The following is a 25,835-nucleotide window of genomic DNA, read 5'->3' on the forward strand; positions in this document are numbered from 1 at the left end:
GTGAGGTGGGCGCGGCGTCGCGACGGGTCAGGACTGGACGGCCTCGGTGCCCTCGGCGGGCGCCTCGGCGGCGGCGGGGGCCTCGGCGGGGGCGTCGGCGGCGGGGGTCTCGGCGGCGGCCGGGGCCTCCGCGTTGACCAGCAGCTCCTGCTCCCACTCGGCCAGCGGCTCGTCGGTGCCCGGCTCGGGCTTCTCCGCGCCACCGGCGTTGCCGGTGCGGACGCCGGAGCGCGACATGAGACCGGCGGCGGCGGCCTCGGCCACGACCTTGGTCAGCAGCGCGGCCGAGCGGATCGCGTCGTCGTTGCCCGGAATCGGGTAGTCGACCTCGTCCGGGTCGCAGTTGGTGTCGAGGATCGCGACGATCGGGATGTTCAGCTTGCGAGCCTCACCGACCGCGATGTGCTCCTTCTTGGTGTCCACGATCCAGACGGCGCTGGGCACCTTGGACATGTCGCGGATACCGCCGAGCGTGCGCTCCAGCTTGTCCTTCTCGCGGTTCATCATCAGGATTTCCTTCTTGGTGAAACCCTGGAAACCGCCGGTCTGCTCCATCGACTCCAGCTCCTTGAGCCGCTGGAGGCGCTTGTGCACCGTGGAGAAGTTGGTGAGCATGCCGCCCAGCCAGCGCTGGTTCACGAAGGGCATGCCGACGCGGAGCGCCTCGTTGGCGATGGCCTCCTGCGCCTGCTTCTTGGTGCCGATGAACAGGATCGACCCGCCGTGCGCGACCGTCTCGCGGACGAACTCGAACGCCCGGTCGATGTAGGTCAGCGTCTGCATCAGGTCGATGATGTAGATGCCGTTGCGCTCGGTGAAGATGTAGCGCTTCATCTTCGGGTTCCAGCGCCGGGTCTGGTGCCCGAAGTGAACGCCGCTGTCGAGCAGCTGCTTCATGGTGACGACGGCCATGACCGGTTCGCACCTCTTCATCTGGGCGCGCCCCCCGGGGGCGCGCGGTCCGGTTGTCGCGGCACACCGTGGATGGCGCGCCGCCCTGGTGCTCCCGCCGGCGCCCGGACCCGTGCTGACGAAGCAGAACGGGACCGCCGGACACCGCGACTCGACTTGGGGATCGGATCAGCGGTAGCACGCGAAGTCGTCCCGTGCTCAGACGGGCCGCGGCAGAAGTGTACGCCCGAGCACTCCGGAACAACGAACCGACCCCGCAGGTTCTCCACAGCCCCCGGAGTTCTCCACAGCCGCCGGATCACCCCTGGTCACCAGCACACCCCCGGCGCAACGCTTGCCCCATGCCCCTCACCACCATCACCACCCTGCTCCTGCTCCTGCCCACCCTGGCGCTGCCGCCCTCGCCACCCGCGTTGTCACTGCCCGCGCTGCCACCGGCGCTGTCACTGCCCGCACTGCCGCAACTCGCACTGCCACCGGCGTTGTCGCCACCCCCGCTGCCGCAACTCGCACTGCCACCGGCGTTGTCACCGCCCGCGCCATCGCCAGCCGTGTCGCCACCGGCAGGGCCGCCGCCCGCGTTGCCGTTGGCGTTGCCACTGGCACGGCCGCCTGCACGGCTGCCGCCTGCCTCATCACCGATGGCGCCAACATCGGGCCCGCTGCCTGCCCCATCACCGATGCCGCCGGCATCGGGCCCGCTGCCGCCGTTGCCACCAACGGGGCTGCTGCCGCCAGGGCTGACGCCGCCGGGACCACTACGGCCCACGTCATCCCCCAAGCGCGAACGCCACATCTGGCCCCTGTCCCCCATCCCCCAGGTGGTCCGCCCGTTCCACCCGCCCCCGACCCCGTACGCCAGCGGCCACAGGGGCGTCGACCTCTCCGCCCCTCCAGGCGCGAAGGTCATGGCATCCGCCAAGGGCACCGTGATCCACGCCGCCCAGGTGGCCACCCGCCCGGTGATCTCCATCCACCACGAGGACGGCACCAGAACCACCTACGAACCGGTCGCCCCCACCGTCCGCAAAGGCGACCGCGTCACCGCAGGAACCCCTTTGGGCACCCTGCTCCCCGCCCACCCCGGCTGCCCAACCCCGGCCTGCCTCCACTGGGCGGCCTTCCGCCCCACCAACTCCCCCACCCGCGCCTACGCGAACCCCCTGTCCCTCCTCCGCCCACCACACCCCCGCCTGCTCCCGTCCCACCCCTCCCCCCGCCCGCCCCACCCCTCCGCTCACTCCCCGTCACCCACCCCGCCAAGATCAAATGTCGTTTTCCCGCGACCCGACCCTTTTGCCACCCGCACACCCACCCACCGCATTCCGCACGCGCGCCCGTTGCAACCAGTCCGCAAGCCCAACCGAACTGACTACGGACTCCCGCAACAACAGAGCCGCGTATTCCAAGACACCCCACATTCCAGCCCCGGTTTCCCTCCCTACCGGAACACCCCGACACCAATTCCCCGCCACGGGTCACCAAATCGGTCGAGGATCGGGACATTCAGGCACCAAGTTCACAAGTGACCACTCACCAGACCCACAACCGACCCACACCGCAGACACGGCTGAAGAAGCCGACAAAGGCCAGGAGGTGACGCGCGACAAGCGCTAGTGCAACCGCGGTGGCACAACCGCGAATACCGACGTGAACACACCACAGGTGCGGACGCGGAACCGGGTTCGGCAGGTCGATCCCTGCCCCGGCTCCGAACTCGACTCCACCCTCGACCCCGACTTCCAGGCCCGACTTCCAGGCCGGACACCCACACCCGGCTCCCACACCCGCTACCAGCATCAACACCACCACCGACGCCGGTCCCCACCGCGACGCGGGGCCAGGGTTGGAGCTCGTGGGGCTGAATCAGGTGGAACTGGGTCAGGTGGCGCTGGGGCAGGGTCGGAGCTCGTGGCGCTGGATCAGGTTTCGAGCTGCTCGTTGATCTTGGTGCGGAGCCGGAGAACGGCCCTGGTGTGCAGCTGGCAGACACGGGACTCGGTGACCCCGAGGACCTTGCCGATCTCGGCCAGCGTGAGGTTCTCGAAGTAGTACAGCGTGACCACGACCCGGTCCCGCTCGGCCAGCTGCGCGATGGCGTCGGCGAGCTGCCTGCGGCTGTCCTGGTCGACCAGCGAGGCGACCGGGTCCTCGGCGCCTTCGTCGGGCAACGACTCCGCCAGCGAGGACCCCGCGCTCCCGGCGGCCCGACCTGCGGCGATCAGCTCGTCCAGCGCGACGACGCTGGTCAGCTGGAACTGCGCGTACAGCTCCCGCAGCTCCCCGAGCCCGATCTTCAGCTCAGCGGCCAGCTCCCGATCGGTGGGCGTCCGCTGCAACCGCCCACCGAGCCGCTCGAGCGCCCGCTCGACGTCCCGAGCCCTGCTGCGAACAGAACGGGGAACCCAGTCCTGCGATCTGAGGTCGTCCAGGATCGCGCCACGAATGCGCTGCATGGCGTAGGTCTCGAACTTCAAGCCGCGCTCGGGCTCGAACTTCTCTATGGCGTCGACCAGCCCGAAGATCCCGGACTGGATCAGATCGGCGACGTCGACGTGCGCGGGCAACCCGGTCCCGACCCGCCCGGCGACGTACTTGACCAGCGGCGCGTAGTGCAGCACCAACCGATCCCGCAGCCCCTGCTCACGCGACTGCCCGTAGGTGTGCCACAGCGCGATGATCCCGGCTTCAACGTCATCAGCGGTCCGGGACTCGGCAGCGGCGTGAGCAGGCCGCCCAACCCGCTTCTCACCACTCCCGCCCACAGCCACGCCACTGGGCACCTCGCCGCTGGACACCCCGTCACTGGACGTCCCGGCAGCGGACGCCCCAGCAGCGGAATCCCCCGCTCCGGAAGGCGCGCTTCCCGGCGACCCAACCCCCTGCGACTCACCCCCCTGCCGCTCTTGCTGCTGGCCAGCCCGCTCCTGTCCACCCGACTGCCGGTCTTGCTCGCCGGGCTGCCGGTCTTGCTCGCCGGGCTGCCGGTCTTGCTCGCCGGGCTGCCGGTCTTGCTCGCCGGGCTGCCGGTCTTGCTCGCCGGGCTGCCGGTCAGGCGCGTCCTGCCACTGGCCAGGCGCGTCCTGCCGCTGCTCAGGCTCGTCCTTCTGCTGTTCCGGAAGCCCTGGGCGGTCCTGCGCGCCCAGGCTCCCCGGCTCATCCCGACCGCCCTGCGCGTCCCGACCGTCCTGCACATCCCGGCTTTCCTGCTGGTGCCTGGGGGTTGGCGGCGCAGGCTGGGGCATCGCCGAGTGGCGCGTCGGCGGCTGTGCGGCAGACGGCTGCGCGACGGGCTGCTGCGCGGCGGACTGCTTGGGGGTGGGCTGCTGGTCCTGGGTGCGCTGGTCCTGGGTGGACGTCCTGGCCTGGGGGCACTGCGAGGGCTGGGGCAGGGGCTGGGCCTGGGGCGGGGCCGGGTGGTTGTGGCCGTTCTTCTGGAGGTGCTGGGCTGGGGGTGTGGCCACGGTGGCGGTCCGCGATCGGCCCCCTGCGGTGTCAGGAGCGGGGGTGGGTTCGATCATGGATTGCCTTCAGCCGTTCGACGGTGACGTGTGTGTAGAGCTGAGTCGTTGCGAGCGTAGCGTGACCAAGGAGCTCTTGGACGGTGCGCAGATCGGCTCCCCCTTCCAGCAGGTGCGTGGCCGCGGAGTGGCGCAGGCCGTGCGGGCCGACGTCAGCCGAGCCGGGGACCGCACCCATGACATCGTGGACAACCCTCCTGGCGGTACGCGGGTCGAGCCTCCCGCCTCGGGCGCCGAGGAACAGGGCCCGATGCGAACGCTCCGTGACCAGGGCGGATCTTCCCAGGTCCGCCCATTGACGAACTGCCCGTTCGGCCGGGAGGCCGAAGGGAACAGTGCGCTCGCGACTGCCTTTGCCCAGAACTCGAATCACCCTTTGGGAGTAGTCCACGTCGTCGAGGTCGAGCCCGCACAACTCAGCTACCCGGACCCCTGACGCGTACAGCAACTCCACCACGGCCCGGTCACGGAGCGCAACCGGATCGTGCTGGTCCGCGCCCGCCGCGGCGGCCTCCAGCGCCGCCCCGGCCTGGTCCGGGCGGACCACCACCGGCAGGGTCCGGTGGGGGCGCGGGGCGTTCAGCCGGGGACCGGGGTCCTCCGCCAGCAGACCCGTGCGGGCGGCCCACGCGGTGAGCGCCCTGGCCGACGCGGCGCGCCTCGCCATGGTCGTCCGGCTCGCCCCCTCGGCGTGCTGGGCGGCCAGCCACGAGCGCAGGCCGAGCAGGTCCACCGACTCGACCACCGCGTCCCCCGGCGTCCCGGCGGCGAGGTGGACGAGCAGCGCGACCGCGTCGCCGAGGTAGGCGCGGACGGTGTGCGGGGACAGGCCGCGCTCCAGCGACAGGTGGCGCTCGTAGGCGTCGAGCGCAGTGGCGACGTCGGACGGCAGCTCGCGGCGGAGCCGGACGAGGTCGACGCGGCGCGGACGGCGGTGCGGAGGCGGGGACACGCCCTCTGACGCTGGGGCACCACGCGCCCCCGGTCAAGCATCGCCACACCCGGTTCCTGGCTGGGAGCGCTTCCAACCCCGGTGACCCCGACTCGCGAGCCCCACCAGCTCCATCTGCGGCAGCAGCGCCCGCACGTGCGCCGGTTCGACCCCGGACTCGACGGCGACCGCGTCGGCCGTCAGCTCGACGGTGGGGCTGAGCGCCTCGTGCACCCGCAGCGCCTCACCCCTGGGCTCGCCGTCGTCGGACCGGCGGGTGGCCACGACCAGGTCGGCCCCGAACCGCCCCGCGGACTCGACCACCTCCGCCGCGCTGGTCACCGGCACGGCCTCGCCCGACCGCAGCAGCTCGTGGCACCCGAGCGAGCTGTGCGAGGTGACCGGGCCCGGCACGGCCATCAGCACCCGACCGAGCGCGGCGGTCGTGGCCGCGGTGTTCTTCGCCCCGCTGCGCCTCCCGGCCTCGACCACGACCGTGCCGTCGCCGAGGGCGGCGATGATCCGGTTCCGGGTCAGGAACCGGTGCTTGGCGGGCCCGCGCTCGGGCGGGTACTCGCTGACCACGAGCCCCTGGGCGGAGATCCGCCCCAGCAGGGCCGCGTGCCCGGCGGGGTACGCCCGGTCGACGCCGCAGGCGAGCACGGCGATCGTCGCCCCACCCGCGCCGAGCGCACCGCGGTGCGCGGCCCCGTCGATCCCGTACGCCGCCCCGGACACCACCGTCACCCCGGCCCGCGCGAGGCCGGCCCCGAACTCGGCCGCGACGTGCAGCCCGTACCCGCTGGCCGCCCGACTCCCCACCACCGCGACCGCCCGCTCGACCAGCGCGCCGAGCGGGGCGTCCCCGCGCACCCAGAGCGCGAGCGGCTCAAGCCCGCAGCGCAACCCGTGCCGCGCGGCGTTGGCCAGTGCGGTGAAGGGCCAGGAGGGCCACTCGTCGTCCTCGGGCACCACCAGGCGACCACCGATGCCTGCGACCAGGCGCAGGTCCTCCTCGGCCCGGCACTCGTGACGCCGGGCCTCGGTCTCACCGGCGACGGCCACCGGAACGTCCCCGACCTGCACCAGCCGCGCCGCCTCGACGGGACCGACCTCGGCGACGAACGCGGAGAGCGCGAACGCGGGCGGCTCGGCGACACGGGACAGGTAGGCGCGGGCGAGCCGAACCGGGTCCAGGTTGGCGACCTGAATCGCGTTCAGGTTGGGGTGAGCGGGCTGGGCGGGGTGAGGGGGCTGGACGGAGTGAGGGGCCGGGTGAGCGGGCTGGGCCGGGTGAGCGGGCTGGGCCGGGTGAATGGGCCGGGCCGGGTGAGTGGGCACGGGCGCTCGGGCTGAGGCGGAGGGAGAGGCAGGCGCTCGGGCTGAGACCGAGGCCGACGTGGGGGTGGGGGCGGGGGCGGGAGTGGCGTCGGGTGCAGGGCTGGCGGCGGAGCAGGGCTCGAAAGCGGGGGCGGGGTTAGCGGCGGAACCAGCGATGGGAGCGGAGGCGGCGATGGGAGCGGAGGTGGCGACAGGGATGGGCGCGGGAACCGGGGTGGGGGCGGGAATGGGAGCAGGAATGGCGGTTGGGGTGGAGGTCGCGGTTGGGGTGGAGGTGGTGGATGGGGTGGGGGTAATGGGCAGGGTGGGGGCGGTGGGCGGAATGAGGGTGGTGGGTGGGGTGGGGGGTGGAGAAGTGGGAGAGGTGGTGGGAGAGCGCTTGCCTTCGGCGGGGTTGAGATGGGGATTGGGGGATGTCAGGAGGCGGGAAAGGGCTTGCTTCGCGGCTTCGAGGTGGGGGTTTTGGGACATGTCGGCCTTCTTCGGGTCAGCGGGTCACCAGGGTTGGGTGCGTTCTCGGAATTCCAGGGCTGTTGCCACGTGCGCTCTCGTCGGTTCGGGGGCGCCGTCCAGGTCTGCGAGGGTCCAGGCCACTCGTAGGCAGCGGTCCGCGCCTCTTCCGGTCAGGGCGCCCCTCGACAGGGCCAGTTGGAGGGCGTGGGTCGTCGTTTCGGGTAGGGGGTGGTCGCGTCTGAGGACCGGGCCGGGGACTTGGGCGTTTGACTGCCAGCCGTGCTCCGACCAGCGGTGGACGGCTCTCGCCCTCGCCTCCGCCACCCTTGAGCGGACTGCCGCCGTTGACTCCGGTGGGGCGGGCTGGGCGGCGATCGTGGCCTCGGTCAGGGGGCGCATGGGGACGCGCAGGTCCACCCGGTCCAGCAGTGGGCCCGAGAGCTTGGACTGGTACCTGCGGCGCACCGCCGACGGGCAGGTGCAGTCGAGGTCCCTCGCGGGGGCGCAGGGGCAGGGGTTCGTCGCCAGGACCAGTTGGAAGCCCGCCGGGTAGCGGACCACGCCGTCGCTCCTCGCCACGCGGACCTCGCCCTCCTCCAGGGCGGTGCGCAGGGAGTCGAGCTTGGCGGCGCCGAACTCGCACGCCTCGTCCAGGAACAGCACGCCGCGGTGGGCTCGGCTGACCGCGCCCGGTTTCGCCAGGCCGGAACCACCGCCCACCAGGGCCGAGATGGAGGTGGAGTGGTGCGGGGCGACGAAGGGCGGGGTGGTCACCAGCGGGGTCTCCTCGGTGAGCAGGCCCGCCACGGAGTGGACCGCCGTGACGCTCAGCGCCTCCTCCACCGACAGCGGCGGCAGCAGGGTCACCAGGCGTCTGGCCAGCATCGTCTTCCCGGTGCCCGGCGGGCCGGTCAGGAGCAGGTGGTGGCCGCCCGCCGCGGCCACCTCCAGGGCCCACCTCGCCTCCGGTTGGCCCACCACGTCGGCCAGGTCCGGGCCCTGCGCGGCGTCGGACCAGGTGGGCGGGCCCGGTGGCGCCAGCGCGGTGTCGTCGCCGGACAGCCAGGTGATCACGTCGCGGAGGGAACCAGCGCCCAGGCAGTCCAGGTCGGTCACCAGGGACGCCTCGGGGAGGGCGGACAGGGGCACCACAGCCCGCCTCAGACCCGCCGAGCGGGCCGCCACCAGAGCGGGCAGCACGCCCCGCACCGGGCGGACCCGGCCGTCCAAGGCCAGCTCGCCCAGCAGGGCCACGCCCTCCAGGCGGTCCGGCGGGACCACCTGCGCCGCCGCCAGCACGGCGCACGCCAGCGCCACGTCGTAACCGGTGCCGCCCTTCGGCATCGACGCCGGGGACAGGCCCAGGGTGACGCGGTGCGCGGGCCACTGCTGGCCGCTGTTGCGCACGGCCGCGCGCACCCGGTCCTTGGACTCGTGCAGCGCCGCGTCGGGCAGGCCGAGCAACTGGGTGCCGACCGACCCCGCGCCCACGTCGGCCTCGATCTCGACGGGCACGCCCTCCACACCGCGCAGCGCCACCGACCACGCCCTCGCCAGCGCCATCACACGCCCCTGACGTGCCGCAGCCGCACCGGGCCTCCTGGGGGCCACTCCAGGCCCACCAGGTCGACGCGCACCCCCACCCCGGACAGCCGGTGCTCGCGGCGCCACCGGTACGCGGTCCGGCGCACCCGGTCGAGCTGCTCGGGCGTCGCCGCCTCCAGGGGATCGCCCCGGCCGGACCCCGAGCGGCACTTCACCTCGCACACCACGAGCCGCACGCCGTCCGTGGCGACCACGTCCAGCTCGCCCGAGGCGCAGCGCCAGTTCCGGGCCAGCACCACCAGGCCCTGGCGCTCCAGGTAGCGGCACGCGACGCTCTCGCCGAGCCTGCCGAGCACGTGGGAAGCGGTCACGACGACCTCCGAAGGAGAAGGGGAAAGCTGCTTCGGGATCGACTGTGCGCCCGCGGGAGAGCGGGTGGCGACGGGGAGAGCGCGGGCTGTGGAGAAGTCCTCGGGCTGTGGAGAGAGCGGGGAGGAACTCGGCGGAACCTGCTAGAGGGGGTGGAGCCCCGGAGGAGCCGGAGAGCGTGGAAGACCCCGGAAACACCGGAAGGGGCCCTCCCGCAGGAGAGCCCCTTCCCGAGACCGAGGCCGAGACCGAGACCGCGACCGGCCGGCCGGACGACCGGTCGACGCGCGCTGGATCAGGTGTTGAACGGCCCGCTGTCCGGCAGCCTCAGCTCCGGCTTGTCCAACTCCTCCACGTTCACGTCCTTGAACGTGATCACCCGAACGTTCTTGACGAACCGGGCGGGCCGGTACATGTCCCAGACCCAGGCGTCGGACATCCGCACCTCGAAGTAGACCTCGCCGTCCGCGTTGCGGACCTGCACGTCCACCGTGTTGGCCAGGTAGAACCGCCGCTCGGTCTCCACGACGAACGAGAACTGGTTGACGATGTCGCGGTACTCCTTGTACAGCGACAGCTCCATCTCGGTCTCGTACTTCTCGAGATCCTCTGCACTCATCACGCCTCCGCGCGGGTGTTCATCGATCCGCGCCCCTCCTCGTCGCGGGCCTGCCACCGCCGGTCTGCGGGGGTCCTCCATTCTGGACCACGCCTGCGGTGGGGACGCCGCGCGCCACCCGGTGCGGTGGTGGTTCCAGGCCGAGCCTGGCCGCCGCAGCCGCCACGTTCGCATACGACCAGCGGTGCTGCCCACTCGGCCCGTGTTCCAGCAGCGCCGCGGTGTGCGCCGCGGTGCCGTACCCCTTGTGCACGTCGAAGCCGTAGACCGGCAGCTCCTCGTGCAGCTCGGCCATGATCCGGTCCCTGGTGACCTTCGCCAGCACGGACGCCGCGGCCACGCAGGCGGCCACCCGGTCGCCCTTGACCAGCGGCGCGTTCGGCGCGGTCAGCCCCGGCACCGGGAACCCGTCGGTCAGCACGTAGCCGGGGTGCGTGCCCAGCCGGGCCACCGCCCGGCGCATCCCCTCGACGTTCGCCACGTGCACGCCGATCGCGTCCACCTCGTCGGCGGGCACCACCACCACCGCGTGGTCCAGTGCCCGCTCCAGCACGAGGTCGTGCATCCGGTCGCGCGCGGCGGCGGTCAGCAGCTTCGAGTCGGTGAGCCCCGCGAACCTGGCCGCGTCCCCGGTCCGCAGCACGGCCGCCGCCACCACGAGCGGCCCCGCGCACGCGCCCCGACCGGCCTCGTCGACCCCGGCGACGGGGCCGAGCCCGCGCCGGTCGAGCGCGGCCTGGAACGCCCAGGTGCCCGAGGTCGACCGGACCTGGGCGCGCACTGGCTTGCGGATCACCAGCCGACCCTATCCCAGCCCACCCCGCCGGAACCTCCCGCGCACGCGCCTGCCCAGCAGCAGCACCGGCCACGCGGCGGCGGCCCCGACGCCGAGCGGCGCCGCGTCCTGCCAGGCGGGCGCGCCGATCGCGGCGGCCTGCGGGTCGTGGTCGTCGATGGACTTCCACCGCGACGGCGGCAGCACCACCAGCCGCGCCTTGCCGACCACGTCGGTCACCGGCACCAGCCCGCCCTCGCGCCCGTCGCCCTGGCAGCGCGAGTCGCACGAGTCGTTCCGGTTGTCGCCGAGCACGAACAGGTAGCCGGGTGGCACGTCCAGCTTCGGGAACGACTCCTGGACGGTGCTGCGCCCCGGCTCCCAGTAGACGTACGGCTCGTCCAGCGGCTTGCCGTCCACCTTGACCCGGTTCCGCTCGTCGCAGCACTCCACGCTCTGCCCGCCGACGGCGACGACCCGCTTGACGAAGTCCTCCTCGTTCGGTGAGGGCAGCCCGATCAGCTGGCCGAGCGAGGCCACCACCCCGGCGAGGCCGCCGGTGTCCTGCGGCGGGTGGAACTCCTGGTTGACCCAGGAGTCCGGCCCGTGGAAGACGATCACGTCACCGGGCGAGACGTCGGTGAACCGGTAGGTCAGCTTGTCCACGAGCACGCGGTCGCCGTAGCAGCCCGCGCACCCGTGGAGGGTCTGCTCCATCGACTCGGACGGGATCATGTAGACCCTGGCGAGGAACGACTGGATCAGGAACGCCAGCCCGACCGCCACGAGGACGAGGACGGGCAGCTCCTTCCAGAAGGCGCCCTTGCGCCCCTTGCGGGCGCGCTCGCGCCAGCGCTGGACGGCCTCCTCGTCGACCGGTTCCTCGGGATCCTCTCCGGAGGGCCGCCGGTGACGTCCGACGTAGAACACCGAGTCAGGTTACCGACTTCCCCTGTGTGACCTTGGTCAGCCTGGCGCGCAGCCGCCTGCCGAGGAGCAGGACCGGGAAGGCCGCCGCGAGGCCCGCCCCCGCCGGGAGGCCGCTCTGCCAGGCGGGCGCGCCGATGGCCTGCGCCTGCGGGTTGTGGTCGCCGATGCCCTGCCAGCGCGAGGGGGGCAGCACGATGACGCGCGCCTTGCCGATCACCTCGGACTCGGGGACCGCGCCGTTGACGCCGCCGCCGCCCTGCTTGCGGGAGTCGGTGGAGTTGGTGCGGTTGTCGCCCATCACCCACAGGCTGCCCTCGGGCACGGTGACCGGCGCGAACGGCTCGTGGTCCTCGGGGGACGTGCCGGGCTGCCAGTAGATGTAGGGCTCGTCCAGCGGCTTGCCGTCCACCAGTAGCCGGTGCTGGTCGTCGCAGCACTCGACGGTCTGGCCGCCGGTGGCGATGACGCGCTTGACGAAGTCGCGCTCGTCGGGCGGCGCGAGGCCGATCAGGGAGGCGACCGACTGGAGGCTGCTCACGACGGGGTTGTCGGAGCGGCTGGAGGAGAAGTCGTTCTGGCCCCACGACGGGGGACCGCGGAAGACGACGACCTCGCCGGGCTCGATGTCGCTGAACTTGTACGTCAGCTTGTCCACGAGCACGCGGTCGTTCTGGCAGCCGGTGCACCCGTGCAGGGTCTGCTCCATCGACTGCGAGGGGATGACGTACACCCGCGCGAGGAAGGTCTGGATGAGGACGGTGAGCACCAGCGCGGTGCCCGCCAGGATCAGCAGCTCGCGCCAGAGCGGCTGCTTCTTCTTCTCCTCGGCGCCGCCACCGTCCGTGACCGGGTCCTGCTCGGACCCGGCCACGGGGGGACGATCCTGGTCACCTTCGCCCGATGAGGGCCGCACGGCGTCTGTCACACGGTGAGACATTACCCACCGTGCGTGAGCACCGCGTCAGGAGGCCGGGAAGGGCTCAGGCGCCCGGCTTCGCGTCGCGCTTCTCCTTGATCTTGGCGGCCTTGCCGCGCAGGTCGCGGAGGTAGTAGAGCTTCGCGCGGCGCACGTCGCCGCGGATGGCGACCTCGATCTCCGAGATGTTCGGGGAGTGCACCGGGAAGGTGCGCTCGACGCCGACGCCGAAGGAGACCTTGCGGACGGTGAAGGTCTCGCGCACGCCACCGCCGTGGCGGCGGATGACGACGCCCTGGAACACCTGGACCCGCTCGCGGGAGCCCTCGATGACGCGGACGTGGACCTTCAGCGTGTCGCCCGGCCGGAAGCTCGGGATGTCGGAGCGCAGCGACTGGGCGTCAAGAGCGTCCAGGGTGTTCATCGGTGGTCCGTCCTCGTCCTCACGTGTAATGCAGTAACTCCCCCGGTTCGCGTCCCATTGCAGAGGTTTCACACGCGCGGGGGCGGGCTTGCGGCGCACGCCGAAAGAGATGATCCGGGTGCAGCAACCTGTCCAGTGTGCCAGACGCGGCGCGGCAGGGTGAAATCGGCCCTACCGGGAGCCGTCCAGGAACGCCCGATCGTGCTTGTCGAGCGCGCCGTCGGGCAGGGCGTCCAGCAGGTCGGGACGCCGGTCGCGGGTGCGCTGGAGCGCCTGGTCCCTGCGCCAGCGGTCGATGGCCCGGTGGTTGCCCGAGCGCAGCACGTCCGGCACCGCCAGGTCGCGCCACACCTCGGGCCGGGTGTAGCTGGGGCCCTCCAGCAGGCCGTCCGAGAACGAGTCCTGCTGGGCGGAGAGCGCGTTGCCGAGCACGCCGGGCAGCAGCCGCACGACGGCCTCCACCATGACGAGCACGGCCACCTCGCCGCCGACGAGCACGTAGTCGCCGATGGACACCTCGTCCACCCGCATCCGGCGCGAGGCGTCGTCCACCACGCGCTGGTCGATGCCCTCGTAGCGACCGCAGGCGAACACCAGGCGGGGCTCGGCGGCCAGCTCGTGCGCGAGCTCCTGGGTGAACGGCCTGCCCGCCGGGGTGGGCACGACCAGGCGCGGCGGCTGCTCGCCCGCGCACACCTCGTCCAGGGCGTCGCCCCAGACCTGGGGCTTCATGACCATGCCGGGGCCGCCGCCGTACGGGCTGTCGTCGACGGCCTTGTGCACGTCGTGCGTCCAGTTCCGCAGGTCGTGGACGCCGACGCTGATCAGGCCCTTGTCGACGGCCTTGCCGAGCAGCGCCTGGCGCAGCGGGTCGAGGTACTCGGGGAAGATCGTGACGACGTCAATCCGCATCGAGCAGGCCCTCTGGCGGGTCGACGACGACGCGGCCACCGGCCACGTCCACGGTGGGCACGATCTGCTTCACGAACGGCACCAGCGCCTCGGAGCCGTCCTCGCGGACGAGGACCAGCAGCTCACCGCCGGGGCCGTGCACGATCTCCTTGACGGTCCCGATCCGGGTCCCGTCCGCCAGCTCGGCCGCGAGGCCCTCCAGCTGGTGGTCGTAGAACTCGTCCGGGTCGTCGGTGGGGGGCAGGGCGTCCGTGCTGCCCAGCAGCAGGGTGCCCCGCAGGAGTTCCGCGACGTCCCTCGTGAGGACTTCCTCGAACCGCACCAGCAGCCGCCCGGAGTGGTACCGGGCGGCTGCGACGGTGAGGTCGCGGGACGTGCCGTCGCGCAGCTTCGCGGCCAGGACGGAGCCCAGGGCGAAGCGCGCTTCCGGCGAGTCGGTGCGCACGTCCACGGCGAGCTCGCCGCGGATGCCGTGCGCCTTGGCCACGCGGCCGACGACGACGTCCATGCGCGCCTAGCGGTCGGTGTCGACCACGTCGACGCGCACGCCACGACCGCCGATGCCCGCCATCACGGTCCGCAGCGCGGTCGCGGTGCGGCCGGAGCGGCCGATCACCTTGCCGAGGTCGTCCGGGTGGACGTGGACCTCGAGCGTGCGACCCCGCCGGGTCGTGACCAGGTTCACCCGGACCTCGTCCGGGTGGTCGACGATGCCCCGAACGAGGTGTTCGAGGGCGTCAGCCAACAAGCTCACGCCTCGTCCTTGGCGGGAGCCTCGGCGGCCTCGGCGTCAGCCTTCTTGGCGGCCTTCTTCTTCGGCGTGGTGGCCTCGGTCGTCGGCTCGGAGCCGGCGGCGGCCAGCGCGGCGGCGAACAGGTCCGCCTTGCTGGTCTTGGCCTCCTTGACCTTCAGCGTGCCCTCGGCGCCCGGCAGGCCCTTGAACTTCTGCCAGTCGCCGGTGATCTCCAGCAGGCGCTGGACCGACTCGGTCGGCTGGGCGCCGACGCCCAGCCAGTACTGCGCCCGCTCGGTGTCGATCTCGATGAACGAGGGCTCTTCCTTGGGGTGGTACTTGCCGATGGTCTCGATGGCCTTGCCGTTGCGGCGGGTGCGAGCGTCGGCGACGACCACGCGGTAGTACGGCTGGCGGATCTTGCCAAGGCGCTGCAACTTGATCTTGACGGCCACGGGTTCCGGTGCTCCTCGGGTTCTCTCGTGCATGTGCGGGCGTCCTCCACCCGAGTGGGGCACGGGCGGGGAGAACCCAAACTGTCTGGGCGCGCCACGGCACGGTGAGAGGGACCGGCCTCGGCGAACAGCCTTCAATTCTGCCAGACCCCGCTACCGGGGGACGAATCGGCCCGGTTCCACACCCGCTCGGGTGAGCGCGGCCCGCACCGCGCGGGCGTGCTCGACGGCCCCCGGCGTGTCCCCGTGCAGGCACAACGAGTCCACCTCGGCGGCCAGGACGGTCCCGTCGACGGCCACGATCTCGCCCGCCGTCGCGAGCCGGACGGCCCGCTCCACGACCGCGTCGGCGCCGGTCAGGAGCGCGTCAGGGCGCGAGCGCGGCACGAGCGCGCCCTCCGGGGTGTACCCCCGGTCGGCGAACGCCTCGCGCACCGGCCGCAGCCCGGCGGCCTCGGCGTGGCGCAGCAGCCGGGAGCCGGGCAGGCCCAGCACGGGCAGGTCGCCGAACGCCCGGACGCCCGCCACCACGGCCCGCGCCTGCTCGTCGTGGTGGACGGTGGCGTTGTAGAGCGCGCCGTGCGGCTTGACGTACACCACGTCCGTGCCCGCCGCCCGCGCGCACGCCTGGAGCGCCCCGATCTGGTAGAGCACGCCGTCGGCCAGCTCGACCGGGTCGACGTCGATGAACCGCCGCCCGAAGCCCGCGAGGTCCCGGTAGGACACCTGGGCGCCCACCGCCACCCCGCGCCCGGCGGCCAGCTCGCACGCCCGGCGCATGATCGTCGGGTCCCCCGCGTGGAAGCCGCAGGCGACGTTCGCGCTGGTCACGACGTCGAGCAGGGCCTCGTCGTCGCCCAAGCGCCAGATGCCGAAGCCCTCGCCGAGGTCGCTGTTCAAGTCGAGGCTCACGCGGGCATCACCCCCAGCGCGATCAGCAGCATGGTCAGTCCGGGCAGGAAGTTGTTGACCACGTGGGCCACCACGCTGGCGGTGAGCCTGCGGGTGATCAGCCGGGCGATGCCGATGGGCAGCGAGATGACGATCAGCAGCACGGTGCGGATCGGTTCCAGGTGGCTGGCGGCGAAGATCGCGGTGCTGAGCGTGAACGCCGCCCAGCGGCTCCAGCCCTGCCGCTCGATCGCGCCCCACAGCAGGCCCCGGTAGATCAGCTCCTCGCAGACCGGGCCGATGAAGCACACGTAGCAGAACATGGCGATGGCGGCGGACAGCGGCAGCGCCGCGCCGTCGACCAGCTCGCCGATGGCCGAGGTGGCGTTCTGGTCGCCGACCAGGCGGGACCAGGTGAGCGCGGCCACGTAGGTCAGCACCAGGCCGAGCAGGCCGAGCTTGAGGCCGACCTTCACGTCCGCCCAGTTCCACTCCAGCCTCAGGTCGACGAACGGGCCGTTGCCGCGCAGCTTGGTGATCAGGACGGCGGTGGCGGCGGCGAGCAGGGTCGGCGTCATCGCCCCGACGAGCACGAAGGTGACGGGGTCCACCCCGAACTCGCGGCCCGCCGCGGTGATGAACACCGCGCTGAGCACGAAGACCGCTTGCACGACGAGGAACGCGCCGAAGCCCCAGCGCTGTCCGGTCGGCGCGGGTTCCGGGGCGAACCCCACGGCCCGGACGCTCGCGATGAGACCTGTCGGCCGCTCATCCGGTGGTGGGTTCACAGGCAATCACCCTAGTCACGACGTGCTCGCGCGCCTCGGGCGCGCGGGCCGCTGGTTGGAGTCGGCGACCGGTCGGGCGGCGGCGGCCGTCGGTCGGGCGGGCTCGCGCGCGCCGGGCGCCCCCGCTCGGGGCCGGTCCGGTGGTGGGGCGCGGGCGGGCCGGGGGCAGGTGGGCGCTCCCCGATCGCGCGGCGGTCCGGAGCGGCTGGCGGGGTTCACCGGACCGGGTGGTCCGCCCGGCTGAGCCGCCCGCTGCGGCCCGCGCGGGGGTGGGGGCCGGCGCTCGGGCGGGGAGGCGCGGTGCGCGGGGCTGCGGCGCGGTGGGGCCGGTCCGCTGGGCGCCGGGGTCCCGGCTCGGCTCGGTGCGCACGACCGCGGGTACCCCCGGTCGGGACGTGGACACCGCCCGCGCGATCGCGCTCGGGCGCGGGCAGGCGGGGCGCGGGCACGGCGAGCAGGCCGCCTGGCCGGTCCCGCAGGCCGGGAAGCCCCCGTTCGACGCCTCGGCGCTCGGGTCCCGCACCCGTCCGAACGTACCGGCGGCGACACCGCTCTGACCCGACCGGACAGGTCAAGATCACCCTGACGGCCGCAGCGCGCGGGGGCGCAGGGCGCACTAGTGCGGAGGGGACCGGGTTGCGAGGGGTCAGGCGCGGATGTGCGCGCGCAGCGGGTGCGAGGAGCGGGCGCCCATCCGCAGCAGGCGCGCCACGTCCCCGGCGTCGGGCCGGACGCGGGTGAACAGGTCCTGGCCGACCACGGTGGACTCCCACACCTCGGCGGTGGTGGTCTCGCTGGTGAGCAGCCAGCTCGCGGTGATCCGCTCGGGGTCGGGCCCGGCCTCGAAGTGCTGGCCGCTCCGGGTGGTCGCGGAGTGCGCGTCCACGACGTCGTTCACCCAGGACGCGGTCCAGCCGATCGCCGCGCCGTGCGCCGCGTCGACGGGGTTGTCGCAGCGGCCGAGCAGCGGGTAGCTGCCCGCCGCCTCCCCCACCCCCTGCGGTGCGCGCTTGGAACGGTTGCGCGGCACGGTGTTCGCGGGGTGTGGTGAGCCCTCAGCCCTCGTCACCCGGTGGGCGGGTGACGGGGCGGCGGGTTTCACCATTTCGCGCGACCGGGACCGGTCAGAGGACGCGGCCCCGGAGCATGACCACGCTCGGGTGCCGCAGGACGGACAGGTCCTGCCTGGGGTCGGTCGGGTAGACGACGACGTCGGCCGCCGCGCCCTCCACGAGGGACGGGAAGCCGAGCCACTCGCGGGCGGCCCACGAGGCGGCCCCGATGGCCCGCTCGGCGGTCATGCCCGCGTTCCGCAGCGCGGCGATCTCGTCGGCGATGCGGCCGTGCGCGATGCCGCCGCCCGCGTCGGTGCCCGCGTAGACCGGGACGCCCGCCTCGATCGCCTTGCCGACGGTGTCGCGGTTGCGCGCGTGCAGGGCGAGCATGTGCCGCTGGTACGCCGGGTACCGGTCCGCTCCCGCCGCGATCGCCGGGAACGTCTCGATGTTGATCAGCGTGGGCACCAGGGCCGTGCCGCGCGCGGCCATCAGCGCGATGGTCTCGTCGGTCAGGCCGGTGCCGTGCTCGACGCAGTCGATCCCCGCGGCGAGCAGGCCAGGCAGGGCGTCCTCGCCGAACACGTGGGCGGTGACGCGCGCCTTGGCCTCGTGGGCGACGGCGATCGCCTCGGCGAGGACCTCGTCCGGCCACAGCGGGGCGAGGTCGCCGGTCTCCCGGTCGATCCAGTCGCCGACGAGCTTGACCCAGCCGTCCCCGTCCGCCGCCTGCTCGGCGACGATCGCGGGCAGCTCCGCCGGGTCCTGGACCTCGACGCCGATGTGCCGCAGGTACCGCTTGGGCCGGGCGACGTGCCTGCCCGCGCGGATGATCCTGGGCAGGTCGAGCCGCTCCTGCAGCGGCCGGGTGTCCACCGGGGACCCGGCGTCGCGCAGCAGCAGCGCGCCCGAGGCCCGGTCGGCCACGGCCTGCTCGACCGCCTCGTCCAGCTCGACCGCGCCCCTCGGGCCGAGGCCGACGTGGCAGTGCGCGTCGACCAGGCCCGGCACGAGGTAGCCGCCGTCCACGACGGTCCGCGCGCCGGGCACCGGGGCGGTCCGCACGCGCCCGTTGACCACCCAGAGGTCGCGCGGCTCGCTCTCCGGGAGGACGACGCCGCGCAGGTGCAGACCGCTCACTTGCCGAACTTCAGCTTGGTCGGGTCGACGCCGGGGGGCAGCTCGTTCATGCCGCCGCCGAGGCCGGGCGGGAGCTGACCGGGGGGCATCCCCGGCATTCCCGGCATCCCGCCGGGCATCCCACCGGGGAACATGCCGGGGAAGCCGCCGCGCACCTTCGGCGGCGTCGGGCCGCGCCCGCCCTTGCCCTTCTTGCCCTTCTTGCCCTTGGCGTTCTTGCGGTTGTTCTTGCCGCCCGCGCCGGGCAGGCCGAAGCGGCCCGCCATCTGCGACATCATCTTGCGGGCGTCGAAGAACCGGGTCACGAGGTCGTTGACGTCGCTGACCCGCACGCCGGAGCCGTTGGCGATGCGCAGCCGCCGCGAGGCGTTGATGATCTTCGGGTCGTCCCGCTCGGCGGGGGTCATGCCCCGGATGATCGCCTGCACGCGGTCGAGGTGCTTCTCGTCCAGCATCGCGAGCTGGTCCTTCATCTGACCCGCGCCGGGCAGCATCCCCAGCAGGTTCGCGATGGGGCCCATCTTGCGGATCGCGAGCATCTGCTCGAGGAAGTCCTCCAGCGTGAGCTGGCCGGACCCCATCTTCACGGCGGCGGCCTCGGCGCGCTCGGCGTCGAAGGCCTGCTCGGCGTGCTCGATGAGGGTCAGCACGTCGCCCATGCCGAGGATGCGGCTGGCCATCCGGTCGGGGTGGAAGACGTCGAAGTCCTCCAGCTTCTCCCCGTTGGAGGCGAACAGGATCGGCTGGCCGGTGACCTCGCGGACGCTCAGCGCCGCGCCGCCCCGCGCGTCGCCGTCGAGCTTGGTGAGCACGACGCCGGTGAAGCCGACGCCCTCGCTGAAGGCGGTCGCGGTGTTGACCGCGTCCTGGCCGATCATGGCGTCGACGACGAACAGGACCTCGTCGGGGTTCACGGCGGCGCGGATGTCCGCGGCCTGCCGCATCATCTCCTCGTCGACGCCGAGGCGACCGGCGGTGTCGACGACGACGATGTCGTGCTGCGCCCGCTTGGCCTCCTCGACGCCGCGCTTGGCGACGTCGACCGGGTTCCCCACGCCGTTGCCCGGCTCGGGGGCGAACACCGAGACGCCCGCGCGCTCGCCGACGACCTGGAGCTGGGTGACCGCGTTGGGGCGCTGGAGGTCGCAGGCGACCAGCAGCGGGGTGTGGCCCTGGCCGCGCAGCCACTTGGCGAGCTTGCCCGCCAGGGTGGTCTTACCGGCGCCCTGGAGGCCCGCGAGCATGATCACCGAGGGCGGGTTCTTCGCCAGGTTGATCCGGCGGGTCTCGCCGCCGAGGATCGCGACGAGCTCCTCGTTGACGATCTTGATGACCTGCTGGGCCGGGTTCAGCGCCTGGGAGACCTCCGCGCCCTTGGCGCGCTCCTTCACCTTCGCGATGAAGGCGCGCACGACGGGCAGCGCGACGTCGGCCTCCAGCAGCGCCACCCGGATCTCCCGCGCGGTGGCGTCGATGTCGGCGTCGGAGAGCCGCCCCTTGCCCCGCAGGTTCTGCAGGACCGAGGTGAGCCGGTCGGAAAGGGTGTTGAACACGGTGCCGCCAGACCTCGCACGTCGTCGGATGATCACGGGCCGCGTCGACCCCCGTCGGGCGCGGGACCGGGCGGCGATTGCCTTCCCGCCAGAGTAGCCGCACCGGGACGCGGGCATGTCACGGACGGTCGCGGGTCCTCGCGCGGCGGCGGGGGAAAAGCGGTGGTCGGGCGGCCGGACGGCGCAGCGGGGGTGGTTCGGGAGGCGGGCGGGGCGGTCGGGCACCTGCGCGCGCGTCGGCGGCGGGCGGGTCAGCCGCCCGCCGGGTCGGGGCGGGCCGCTCAGCCGGTCACCGCGAGGCGCAGGCGGTCCGCCCTGGTCAGCCTGGTGAGGGCGCGCCAGCCGCGCGGCGGGCGCTCCTCGGTGAAGCGGGCGCGGAAGGCCTCGGCCCTGCGGACGTGCCTGGCGAACGAGTGGTGCCTGATCACCCGGCCGCGCCTGACCTGACCGCTGAACGCCTCGTCCGGGCTGGCGTCGAGCCACAGGAAGTGCCTCGGCCGCCCGGACAGCGCGCCGACCACGACCAGCGCGGCCCGCGTGGTGGCGCGCGTGGCGGGCTCGTGCACCAGCAGCAGGCCGGGCGAGGCGAGTGCGTGCCAGAGCACCCTGGTCCGGTGCGCCAGGTGGACCAGCGGCCGGTACCAGCGGTACGGCAGCCCGGCGGGGAGCGCGGCGCGCAGCGCCGCCCGGACCTGGTCCGAGTCGAGCACGACGGTGGGCTCGCCACCCGTGTCGACGGTGGCCAGGAGGGTCGACTTGCCCGCGCCCGGCAGTCCGGCCAGCACGATGAGCGAGCGCGGCGCCACGGCGACGGTGGTCATCGTTTCCATGCTAAACAGACGTTTCGGACACCGGATAGTTCCCCCGTCGAATGGTGTCGCCACCCACAGCGCGCGGCGGGCAACCCGGGGCGACCCCGCCGCGCGGGGCGCCCGACCTGGGCCGACCCGGTCGGGGACGAGCCGCGACCGGCGTGGTTCACCCACCCCCCTGGTGGCAGAACTACGCACTCCGATCGCGCCCGCTCCCCCGCGCCCACCCGCGCAAGGGGTAACCCGTCCGAGCGATGACCACTCCCCGTGCGGGGACCTCCGGGCGGTCGGTCCGGGAGCGCCAACCGCGCCGGAGGCCTGGTGGCCCGAGCCGACCCAACCCCTCGGTGGACCGAACCGGGCCCCGGTTCGCGGCGCCCGGTGTCCCCCCTGGCGCCACACCGCAGAGCCTGCCGTTCGGCGGACCGCGGGGGCAGCGTGACCTCCCCCGATCGGGTGTACGTAGTGCTACGCACTCACCCTGAGGAAGCCAGCACAGCGCGCTCCACCGCGACCCGGTCCACGTCCCCGGACGCGGAGGTGACGGCGAACGAGTCCACGACCGTCCCGCCGAGCGTCGCCACCCGCGCCCACCGCACGTCCAACCCGCACCGCTCCAGCGCGTCCGCGACCCGGTGCAGCAGCCCGATCCGGTCCGCCGCCCGCAGCTCCAGCACCACCGACCCGGTCGACTCGTCGTCGAACCACAGCACCCGCGCGGGCGGCGGGTCCAGCGGCGGGCCGCCGTAGTCGCGCTCCTTGGCGGCCAGCTTCTCGGCCAGCGGCAGCGACCCGTCGACCGCGCGCGCGAACTGCTCGCGCAGCAGCGCCACGTCCGGCAGCGACCCGAACCTCGGCGACACGGTGAACACCTGCACCCCGGCGCCCTCGTGCGAGGCCACCACGGCGGCGTGCACCTCCAGCGAGTTGAGCGCCAGCACGCCCGCCGCCCTGGACAGCAGCCCCGGCCGGTCCGGCGCGGCCACCGACACCGTCGCGACCTGCCCGGACGCCTCCAGCAGCACGTCCGGCCGCCCCGACGCGGTGACGGAGACGGCCAGCTCGCGCTGCCGCTCGTCCAGCGGCTCCGGCGCGGGCAGCGGGTCGCCCGCCATGGCCGCGCGGCAGCGCGCCACCAGGTCCCGCACCAGCGACGCCTTCCAGTCCGACCACACGCCGGGCCCGGTCGCCACCGAGTCGCACTCGGCGAGCGCGTGCAGCAGCTCCAGCAGCACCGGGTCGCCGCCGAGGGTGTCGACGACGCGCCGCACGGTCGCCTCGTCCTCCACGTTCCGCCGGGTCGCGGTGTGCGGCAGCAGCAGGTGGTGCCGGACCATCGCGGTCAGCACCTCCACGTCGTTCGGCCACAGCCCGAGCCGCTCGCCGATCTGGGTGGCCAGCGCGGCGCCGACCTCGGAGTGGTCGGCCTGCCTGCCCTTGCCGATGTCGTGCACCAGCGTCCCCAGCAGCAGCAGGTCCGGCCGGGACACCCTGGTGACGAGCTTGGCCGCGTGCGCGGTGGCCTGCACCAGGTGCCGGTCGACGGTCCAGGTGTGCGCGGCGTCGCGGGGCGGCAGGTCGCGGACCGCGCCCCACTCCGGGAACAGCCTGCCCCACAGCCCGGTGCGGTCCAGCGCCTCCACCACGTCGACCAGACCGGGTCCGGCGCCGAGCAGCGCGAGCAGCTCGTCGCGGGCCTCGCGCGGCCACGGCTGGCGCAGCTCCGGCGCGGAGTCGGCGAGCCGGGACAGGGTGCCCGCGGCGATGGGGTGCTTGGAGCGCGCGGCGGCGGTGGCCACGCGCAGCAGCAGCGCCGGGTCCCTGGTGGGCGAGGCGTCGCGGGCCAGCGCCACCTCGGAGCCGTGCAGCACGACGCCCTCGTCCAGCGGCTTGCGGACGGGCGCGCGGCGCAGCGGCGAGCGGGCGAACACGCCGAGGCCCCGGCGGGGCGCGGCGGCGCGGGCGGCGCGCGTGGCGACGTCGACCGCGTAGACGATGGTGCGCGCGGCCGAGGACAGCGCGCGGGCCAGCGCGAACCGGTCCAGCAGGCCGAGCGCGGCGGCGACCTCGTCGCCGTCCTGGGCGCGCAGCACGTCGCGCGGTCGCCCGGCGACGCGGCGCAGCTCGGTGCGCACGTCCAGCAGGAGCCTGCGGGCCTCGGCGACCTCGGCGCCGGGCCGGTCGACCAGCTGGGCGGCGGCCAGCGCGTCCAGCACGGTCAGGTCGCGCAGCCCTCCCCTGCCGTGCTTGAGGTCGGGTTCGACGCGGTGCGCGATGTCGCCGCTGCGCGCCCAGCGGCGCTGCGCGGACTCGGCGATCTCGTCCAGCCTGCCGCGCACGCCCGCGCGCCACGCCTGCCGCGCGCCCTCCGCGAGCCGGGCGCTGACCTCGGCGTCGCCCGCGAGGTGCCGCGCGTCCAGCAGGCCCATGGCGGTGCGCAGGTCCGTCGAGGCCACGCGCAGCGCCTCGCCGACCGTGCGGACCGAGTGGTCGAGCCCGATGCCCGAGTTCCACAGCGGGTACCAGAGCTTCTCGGCGACCTCGTCCACGCCTTTCTGCCCGTTGTGGACGAGCAGCAGGTCGAGGTCCGAGTAGGGGACCAGCTCGCGGCGGCCGAGGCCGCCCACGGCGACCAGCGCCAGCCCGCCGCCCGCCCCGCCGACGCCCGACGCCGAGGCGTGCGCGGTGAGCCAGAACTCGTGCAGGTCCACCAGCGCCTCGCGCACGGCCTCGCCCGTCAGACGGCGACGACCCGGTGCGAGCAGGCGATCGCGCGCCCGCACCAGGTCGTCAGCCGTGACGACGGCCGTCTCGGTGTGCTCCATCCGGCCGTCTCCAGTCATCGCTACAGGGCGTCCGTGCCGCGCTCCCCGGTCCGGACCCGGATCACGGTGTCGACCGGGGTGACCCAGACCTTCCCGTCGCCGATCTTGCCGGTGCGGGCGGCCTCGACGACCGCGTCCAGGACCTTGTCCACGGCCGCGTCGTCCACCAGCACCTCGATCCGCAGCTTCGGCACGAAGTCCACGGCGTACTCGGCGCCCCGGTAGACCTCGGTGTGGCCCTTCTGCCTGCCGTAGCCCTGGACCTCGCTGACGGTCATGCCCAGGACGCCCAGCTGCTCCAGTGCCGTCTTGACGTCGTCGAGCGTGAACGGCTTGACGATCGCGGTGATCAGCTTCACGACTTGTTGCTCCCCTCAAGGACCGCGGACGCGCCCGCGGCGACGCTGGGCTTGGCGGAGCCGCGCGAGCCGGACAGGCCGCCGAGGTCGTAGGCGGTCTCGGCGTGCTCGGCCTCGTCGATGCCACCGACCTCGTCATCCTGCTCCGCGCGGAAGCCGACGGTCAGCTTGACCAGGTAGCCGAGGGCGAGGCTGAGGACGAAGGAGTAGGCCAGGACCGCGATCGCGCCGACGGCCTGCCGCCAGAGCTGGTCGACGCCACCGCCGTAGAACAGGCCGTTGACGCCCGCCGGGGCGGCGTCGCTGGCGAAGAAGCCGATGAGGATCGTGCCGGAGAGGCCGCCGACCAGGTGCACGCCGACCACGTCGAGCGAGTCGTCGATGCCGAGGCGGTACTTGAGGCTGACCGCCAGCGCGCACAGGGCGCCGGTGATGGCGCCGACCGCGATCGCGCCGAGCGGGGTGACCGACGAGCAGGCCGGGGTGATGGCGACCAGACCGGCGACGACGCCGGACGCGGCGCCCAGGGTGGTGGCGTGGCCGTCGCGGATGCGCTCCACGAGCAGCCAGGCGAGCATGGCGGCGGAGGTCGCGACGGTGGTGTTGATGAAGGTGACGCCCGCGGTGGCGTTGGCGCCCAGCGCGGAGCCCGCGTTGAAGCCGTACCAGCCGAACCAGAGCAGACCGGCGCCGAGCACGACCAGGGGCAGGCTGTGCGGCTTCATGCGGTCCTTGGGCCAGCCGACGCGCTTGCCGAGGACGATCGCCAGCGCCAGCGCCGCGGCGCCCGCGTTGATGTGGACGGCGGTGCCGCCCGCGAAGTCGATGGCGGCGAGCTTGTTGGCGATCCAGCCGCCGGGGTCGACGACGTTGCCGTCGGCGTCCTTGCCGTCGAAGTCGAACACCCAGTGCGCGACCGGGAAGTAGACGACCAGGGCCCACAGGCCCGCGAACAGCAGCCACGGGCCGAAGCGGGCCCGGTCGGCGATCGCGCCGGAGATCAGCGCCACGGTGATGATCGCGAACATCGCCTGGAAGGAGACGAAGACCGTGGTCGGGATGGTGCCGAACAGCGAGTCCGGGGTGAGCAGGCCGCTCAGGCCGAAGAACTCGAACGGCTTGCCCAGCAGGCCACCGCCGAGGTCGGCGCCGAACGCGGTCGAGTAGCCGACCAGCACCCAGAGCACACCGACCACGCCCATGGCGCCCAGGCTCATCATCATCATGTTGAGCACGCTCTTCGAGCGGACCATGCCCCCGTAGAAGAAGGCAAGTCCGGGGGTCATCAGCAGCACCAGTGCGGCACTGGCGAGCACCCAGGCGGTGTCCCCTGTATCCACGTCGACCTCCACAGCAACAGCACGTCGGTTGCAGGGGAGCATCAACAGCGGCTGTTTCGCCCGCCGACGCGGAACGTTTCACCCCGGTGAACTGTCGGATCGGCCTTGTTACGGGCGGGTTTCACGGGGTTGAAGGCAGGAATTCTTCACCCTGCGGTACCGGAATCCGGGGGTTCTTGCGGTGACGGACGGTGCCGGGCGTCGCCCCGACCGGGGGGTCGGATCGTGCGGTCGTG

The 25,835-nt window shown here is 73.4% G+C and carries 26 protein-coding genes; 2 read left to right on the forward strand and 24 right to left on the reverse strand.

Translation table 11 applies throughout. The annotated features are described in order from the left end of the window. Window positions 1–27 precede the first annotated feature (27 nt). Window positions 28–912 (reverse strand): 30S ribosomal protein S2, encoded by an 885-nt coding sequence (gene rpsB, locus CNX65_RS29005; protein WP_096496585.1) that lies wholly within the window; start codon window positions 910–912, stop codon window positions 28–30. A 680-nt stretch (window positions 913–1,592) separates the two neighbouring features. Here rpsB and CNX65_RS38050 point away from each other — a divergent pair. Beyond that, window positions 1,593–2,441: a M23 family metallopeptidase gene (locus CNX65_RS38050; RefSeq protein ID WP_269770721.1), complete on the forward strand. Its 849-nt coding sequence runs from the start codon at window positions 1,593–1,595 to the stop codon at window positions 2,439–2,441. 393 nt (window positions 2,442–2,834) lie between these two features. On the opposite strand, the gene CNX65_RS29015 is transcribed toward CNX65_RS38050, so the two are convergent. The 16 genes from CNX65_RS29015 to CNX65_RS29090 all read right to left on the reverse strand — a co-directional run bounded on the left by CNX65_RS29015 (window position 2,835) and on the right by CNX65_RS29090 (window position 16,461). Beyond that, a complete protein-coding gene (locus CNX65_RS29015; protein ID WP_232520216.1) occupies window positions 2,835–3,677 on the reverse strand; it encodes a FliA/WhiG family RNA polymerase sigma factor in 843 nt (280 codons plus the stop codon). Window positions 3,678–4,407: 730 nt separating this feature from the next. Then, window positions 4,408–5,385, reverse strand: a complete 978-nt coding sequence (locus tag CNX65_RS29020) for a tyrosine recombinase XerC (RefSeq protein WP_096496587.1) — start codon at window positions 5,383–5,385, stop codon at window positions 4,408–4,410. Window positions 5,386–5,418: 33 nt separating this feature from the next. Then, a complete protein-coding gene (dprA, locus tag CNX65_RS29025) occupies window positions 5,419–6,585 on the reverse strand; it encodes a DNA-processing protein DprA (protein WP_218181224.1) in 1,167 nt (388 codons plus the stop codon). A 615-nt stretch (window positions 6,586–7,200) separates the two neighbouring features. Beyond that, window positions 7,201–8,721: a YifB family Mg chelatase-like AAA ATPase gene (locus tag CNX65_RS29030; RefSeq protein WP_096498057.1), complete on the reverse strand. Its 1,521-nt coding sequence runs from the start codon at window positions 8,719–8,721 to the stop codon at window positions 7,201–7,203. Further along, the gene (locus CNX65_RS29035; protein WP_015804610.1) at window positions 8,721–9,074 is read right to left on the reverse strand and encodes a YraN family protein; all 354 of its coding nucleotides are present in this window, start codon (window positions 9,072–9,074) and stop codon (window positions 8,721–8,723) included. Before CNX65_RS29035 ends, CNX65_RS29030 begins: the two co-directional genes overlap by 1 nt. Before the next feature lie 293 nt (window positions 9,075–9,367). Then, a complete protein-coding gene (locus CNX65_RS29040; protein WP_015804611.1) occupies window positions 9,368–9,691 on the reverse strand; it encodes a DUF2469 domain-containing protein in 324 nt (107 codons plus the stop codon). A gap of 19 nt (window positions 9,692–9,710) precedes the next feature. Then, window positions 9,711–10,487, reverse strand: coding sequence for a ribonuclease HII (locus CNX65_RS29045; protein WP_015804612.1), 777 nt, complete (start codon window positions 10,485–10,487; stop codon window positions 9,711–9,713). 9 nt (window positions 10,488–10,496) lie between these two features. Further along, entirely contained in the window at window positions 10,497–11,396 is a 900-nt protein-coding gene (gene lepB, locus CNX65_RS29050) for a signal peptidase I (RefSeq protein ID WP_096496589.1), read from the reverse strand. Window positions 11,397–11,400: 4 nt separating this feature from the next. Further along, a complete protein-coding gene (lepB, locus tag CNX65_RS29055; RefSeq protein ID WP_218181096.1) occupies window positions 11,401–12,333 on the reverse strand; it encodes a signal peptidase I in 933 nt (310 codons plus the stop codon). A 43-nt stretch (window positions 12,334–12,376) separates the two neighbouring features. Beyond that, window positions 12,377–12,736, reverse strand: coding sequence for a 50S ribosomal protein L19 (gene rplS / locus CNX65_RS29060; protein WP_015804615.1), 360 nt, complete (start codon window positions 12,734–12,736; stop codon window positions 12,377–12,379). A gap of 171 nt (window positions 12,737–12,907) precedes the next feature. Continuing rightward, complete coding sequence (gene trmD / locus CNX65_RS29065; protein WP_096498058.1) at window positions 12,908–13,648, reverse strand: tRNA (guanosine(37)-N1)-methyltransferase TrmD; 741 nt, start codon at window positions 13,646–13,648, stop codon at window positions 12,908–12,910. After that, window positions 13,638–14,156, reverse strand: coding sequence for a ribosome maturation factor RimM (gene rimM / locus CNX65_RS29070; RefSeq protein ID WP_096496591.1), 519 nt, complete (start codon window positions 14,154–14,156; stop codon window positions 13,638–13,640). Before rimM ends, trmD begins: the two co-directional genes overlap by 11 nt. A 6-nt stretch (window positions 14,157–14,162) precedes the next feature. Continuing rightward, window positions 14,163–14,402 carry an RNA-binding protein gene (locus CNX65_RS29075; protein WP_015804618.1) on the reverse strand — a complete coding sequence of 80 codons (240 nt, stop codon included), beginning with the start codon at window positions 14,400–14,402 and terminating at the stop codon, window positions 14,163–14,165. Then, window positions 14,399–14,836 carry a 30S ribosomal protein S16 gene (gene rpsP, locus CNX65_RS29080; protein ID WP_096496592.1) on the reverse strand — a complete coding sequence of 146 codons (438 nt, stop codon included), beginning with the start codon at window positions 14,834–14,836 and terminating at the stop codon, window positions 14,399–14,401. Before rpsP ends, CNX65_RS29075 begins: the two co-directional genes overlap by 4 nt. 153 nt (window positions 14,837–14,989) lie before the next feature. Next, window positions 14,990–15,748, reverse strand: coding sequence for a LamB/YcsF family protein (locus CNX65_RS29085; protein WP_096496593.1), 759 nt, complete (start codon window positions 15,746–15,748; stop codon window positions 14,990–14,992). Continuing rightward, window positions 15,745–16,461 carry a CPBP family intramembrane glutamic endopeptidase gene (locus CNX65_RS29090; RefSeq protein ID WP_096496594.1) on the reverse strand — a complete coding sequence of 239 codons (717 nt, stop codon included), beginning with the start codon at window positions 16,459–16,461 and terminating at the stop codon, window positions 15,745–15,747. The genes CNX65_RS29085 and CNX65_RS29090 overlap by 4 nt, the downstream gene beginning before the upstream one ends. A 416-nt stretch (window positions 16,462–16,877) precedes the next feature. Between CNX65_RS29090 and CNX65_RS29095 the strand changes: the two genes are divergently transcribed. Next, window positions 16,878–17,072 carry a hypothetical protein gene (locus CNX65_RS29095; RefSeq protein WP_157767891.1) on the forward strand — a complete coding sequence of 65 codons (195 nt, stop codon included), beginning with the start codon at window positions 16,878–16,880 and terminating at the stop codon, window positions 17,070–17,072. Between the two features lie 89 nt (window positions 17,073–17,161). Here the strand turns inward: CNX65_RS29095 and CNX65_RS29100 are convergent, their stop codons facing one another. The 7 genes from CNX65_RS29100 to CNX65_RS29130 all read right to left on the reverse strand — a co-directional run bounded on the left by CNX65_RS29100 (window position 17,162) and on the right by CNX65_RS29130 (window position 25,599). Beyond that, complete coding sequence (locus CNX65_RS29100; RefSeq protein ID WP_157767892.1) at window positions 17,162–17,545, reverse strand: avidin/streptavidin family protein; 384 nt, start codon at window positions 17,543–17,545, stop codon at window positions 17,162–17,164. A gap of 94 nt (window positions 17,546–17,639) precedes the next feature. Continuing rightward, the gene (locus CNX65_RS29105) at window positions 17,640–18,710 is read right to left on the reverse strand and encodes an amidohydrolase family protein (protein WP_177154434.1); all 1,071 of its coding nucleotides are present in this window, start codon (window positions 18,708–18,710) and stop codon (window positions 17,640–17,642) included. Next, window positions 18,707–20,263 (reverse strand): signal recognition particle protein, encoded by a 1,557-nt coding sequence (gene ffh / locus CNX65_RS29110; protein WP_096496597.1) that lies wholly within the window; start codon window positions 20,261–20,263, stop codon window positions 18,707–18,709. Before ffh ends, CNX65_RS29105 begins: the two co-directional genes overlap by 4 nt. 281 nt (window positions 20,264–20,544) lie before the next feature. Then, the gene (locus CNX65_RS29115) at window positions 20,545–21,093 is read right to left on the reverse strand and encodes an AAA family ATPase (protein WP_096496598.1); all 549 of its coding nucleotides are present in this window, start codon (window positions 21,091–21,093) and stop codon (window positions 20,545–20,547) included. A 458-nt stretch (window positions 21,094–21,551) separates the two neighbouring features. Then, entirely contained in the window at window positions 21,552–23,900 is a 2,349-nt protein-coding gene (locus CNX65_RS29120) for a [protein-PII] uridylyltransferase (RefSeq protein WP_096496599.1), read from the reverse strand. A 20-nt stretch (window positions 23,901–23,920) separates the two neighbouring features. Beyond that, window positions 23,921–24,259 carry a P-II family nitrogen regulator gene (locus CNX65_RS29125; protein ID WP_096496600.1) on the reverse strand — a complete coding sequence of 113 codons (339 nt, stop codon included), beginning with the start codon at window positions 24,257–24,259 and terminating at the stop codon, window positions 23,921–23,923. Further along, complete coding sequence (locus CNX65_RS29130; protein WP_096498060.1) at window positions 24,256–25,599, reverse strand: ammonium transporter; 1,344 nt, start codon at window positions 25,597–25,599, stop codon at window positions 24,256–24,258. Before CNX65_RS29130 ends, CNX65_RS29125 begins: the two co-directional genes overlap by 4 nt. Window positions 25,600–25,835 lie beyond the last annotated feature (236 nt).

The sequence above is a fragment of the Actinosynnema pretiosum genome (assembly GCF_002354875.1).
Taxonomy (GTDB): domain Bacteria; phylum Actinomycetota; class Actinomycetes; order Mycobacteriales; family Pseudonocardiaceae; genus Actinosynnema; species Actinosynnema auranticum.

What these genes read in the sequence shown, in the direction of transcription:
- rpsB (WP_096496585.1), bottom strand. Translation starts at nt 912, where the DNA reads ATGGCCGTCGTCACCATGAAGCAGCTGCTCGACAGCGGCGTTCACTTC.
- CNX65_RS38050 (WP_269770721.1), top strand. Translation starts at nt 1,593, where the DNA reads ATGCCGCCGGCATCGGGCCCGCTGCCGCCGTTGCCACCAACGGGGCTG.
- CNX65_RS29030 (WP_096498057.1), bottom strand. Translation starts at nt 8,721, where the DNA reads ATGGCGCTGGCGAGGGCGTGGTCGGTGGCGCTGCGCGGTGTGGAGGGC.
- CNX65_RS29040 (WP_015804611.1), bottom strand. Translation starts at nt 9,691, where the DNA reads ATGAGTGCAGAGGATCTCGAGAAGTACGAGACCGAGATGGAGCTGTCG.
- lepB (WP_218181096.1), bottom strand. Translation starts at nt 12,333, where the DNA reads ATGTCTCACCGTGTGACAGACGCCGTGCGGCCCTCATCGGGCGAAGGT.
- rplS (WP_015804615.1), bottom strand. Translation starts at nt 12,736, where the DNA reads ATGAACACCCTGGACGCTCTTGACGCCCAGTCGCTGCGCTCCGACATC.
- trmD (WP_096498058.1), bottom strand. Translation starts at nt 13,648, where the DNA reads ATGCGGATTGACGTCGTCACGATCTTCCCCGAGTACCTCGACCCGCTG.
- rimM (WP_096496591.1), bottom strand. Translation starts at nt 14,156, where the DNA reads ATGGACGTCGTCGTCGGCCGCGTGGCCAAGGCGCACGGCATCCGCGGC.
- CNX65_RS29115 (WP_096496598.1), bottom strand. Translation starts at nt 21,093, where the DNA reads ATGGAAACGATGACCACCGTCGCCGTGGCGCCGCGCTCGCTCATCGTG.
- CNX65_RS29120 (WP_096496599.1), bottom strand. Translation starts at nt 23,900, where the DNA reads ATGGAGCACACCGAGACGGCCGTCGTCACGGCTGACGACCTGGTGCGG.